Below are 2,503 nucleotides of genomic sequence, written 5' to 3'. Positions count from 1 at the left end.
ACCGACTTGCCGGAACCGGTAGTGCCGGCCACCAGCATGTGCGGAGCCCGGGCCAGGTCGGCGACTACCGGCGTGCCGGTAATGTCTTTGCCCAAAGCCAGCGTCAAGTGCGATGCGGAATCCTGGTAGGCCGGCGACTCCAGTATCTCCGACAGCCGGATCATCTGCCGCTTCGGATTGGGTAACTCAAGCCCCATGCAGGTTTTACCGGGAATGGTTTCCACCACCCGGATCGAAGTCAGGCCCAGTGCGCGCGACAAGTCTTTCATCAGGCCGACGATCTGGCTGCCGCGTACGCCCAGCGCCGGTTCCACTTCGAAGCGGGTAATCACCGGTCCGGCGTCGGCGCCCAGCACCGTCACCGGCACCTTGAATTCTTTCAGGCGCTGCTCGATCAGCAGGCCGGTTTCCGCCAGGCGTTCAAGTGGAATATCGACCTGTTCGTTGACAGCGGGATCCAGCAAATCCAGTCCCGGCAAGTCAATGCGCAATTCGTGCAGCGGGCGAAATGAAAAATCAGCGCCGTTGTTGCCGACGGGTGCTGCCGGCGTTGCGTCTTGTGCAAGCGGTGCTGGCGCAACCTGGGTAACGGCGGTGATTGTGTGGCTGGCGGCGGCAAAGGCGGACGAAACTTCGGGCGACTTGGGCGCAGCCGGCGCTGGCCGCAAATTGATAAGTGCAGGTTCAGGCCGGACCGCATCCTGGTGGACGATGTCAGTTGGAGCAATCGGGTCAATGGCCGCATGCAGCGGCGCGGTTGCCGCTGACGGCAATGCCGATGCATGCACGGAAGCGGCCGGTTCGTTCACATGCGCATCGACTGCATGCGCATGTTCTGCGACCGTTTTGGCAAGCGCTGCCTGAACGGCGCCGATTGCAGGTGTCGACGCCGCAGTTGTAGGACGGGTGCTGATGATCGTGGTCAGCGGCGCCGGCCGGTGCTGGATTCGTTCCGCCTGGCGCTGATGCATTGCCTCTTTGCGCGTAGCGCTCGCGGTCCGCGTCTGCTGCGCCATGATGGCGCGCGCACGCATCGCTGGCGTCGGGATGATCTGTTCGACCGTGGCCCATTCCGCCATGCTTCTGGCGCTGGTTTTTGTTTCAGTCGGTTTCGCCAGGGGTTTCTGTTGTTTGCCGAAGATTTCAGCCAGCTCGGAGCTTGAGGGCAACTGCCAGGATTTTCTGTTGCGCGGCGGGACTGCGATGCTTTCTCGCGCTCGCGCCGGCCTGGCTATCGAATGGACAGGCGTCGCGACAGGAGCAGCACGCGGCTTGCGCGGCTCAGCTGGTGTTTCCGGCTGCGTTTTTTTTGCCGGGAAGATCCGCTGCAGCAGTGGCAGCTTGGCGAACGATTTCAGCCATGCATTTCCGAACAGCCACGATAACGCCAGGATGCCGATTGCCGCCAGCGCCAGCAGGCCGCCGGCAGCACCCAGCACATTCATGAAGCCATGCGCCAGTGCATAACCCAGCAGGTCGCCGTCGGGGCGCGCCGATTCTTGTGTGCGCACTACGGCTTCCAGCGCACTGCTGCTGCACAGTAGCAGCAGCGTGCCTAACCACAAGCGGATGGAACCCGGACCGCGAAGCGGATTTATCCCGGTCCGGCGTGCCTTGAACAGCCGTACAACCATGGGAACAAGCCAGAGCAAAGACCATCCGAACCAACTGAAAACTGCTATATGCATACTCAAATTCAACGAAAAATCGACGTCCGGACATCTATGTGTTTGCGCAATTCATGCCACAGGAACAGGTCCTGCCGGGATGGGCCCAGCCGGGATAGGCCCAGCCGAGATGACCAGATATTTCCCCCGGAGTAACGGAGGCCTGATCGCAACTGTGGGACGCCCTTAAATGAAAGTAGGTGATATTAACCGAAAAGCATCAGGCTTTCTTGTCCGGTTTGCCATTCACGGCCCTGAGGTTATATAGCCAATTATGCAACAAGGTTACAACTGCCAAAACCGGAATTTGTAACTTCCGCACCAACTCCCTGTAACAATTTTCATCGGTCCCGAATCGACGCCGTCGTGGGGTTTGCTGCAAAGCACAACAAGTGCATGCAAATAGCGGCATCAACCTATTATTTCTGCGTATTTGTTTATTCAGTATTGTTCTTTTACGACAAATTTGGCGTTTTTTGACAACACGCTGTCGCAAATTTGTAACGCAATATGATTATTTGTAACCCTTGCAAATAATTTGTAACAAAAAATATTATCTTTAGGATAGATTAACAGCGCAATGTCTTGGTGCATGGCAATAGCCTGTATCGAAGATGTTGTATTGCTGTTATCCGGACTGCGCAAGCGAGGTGGATAGCGGCAAACCTGGGGGGCCAGATGATGAAAAAGCCGTCGGGTACGTCGGGTAGATTCTTGAGTTTGTCTGTCTGTGCGGAATCGTAGCAGAGGTCAAAACGCAAATTACGTCGTCCACAAGGCGATTTAATCAGTCTGGTTTGATTACACAAATAATTAAATTCTCAACTCTAAAATTA

General features: G+C 56.5%; 1 protein-coding gene. It reads right to left on the bottom strand.

Going from position 1 to position 2,503, the window contains the following annotated elements; genetic code table 11:
* The coding region (locus JWQ61_RS21280; protein WP_304362277.1) for a DNA translocase FtsK 4TM domain-containing protein at positions 1–1,688 on the bottom strand (1,688 nt) is incomplete at its 3' end.
* Positions 1,689–2,503: the final 815 nt, after the last annotated feature.

This window comes from Collimonas fungivorans (assembly GCF_028292705.1).
Lineage (GTDB): Bacteria > Pseudomonadota > Gammaproteobacteria > Burkholderiales > Burkholderiaceae_D > Collimonas > Collimonas fungivorans_B.
This window is presented reverse-complemented; position numbering and strand designations above follow the sequence as displayed.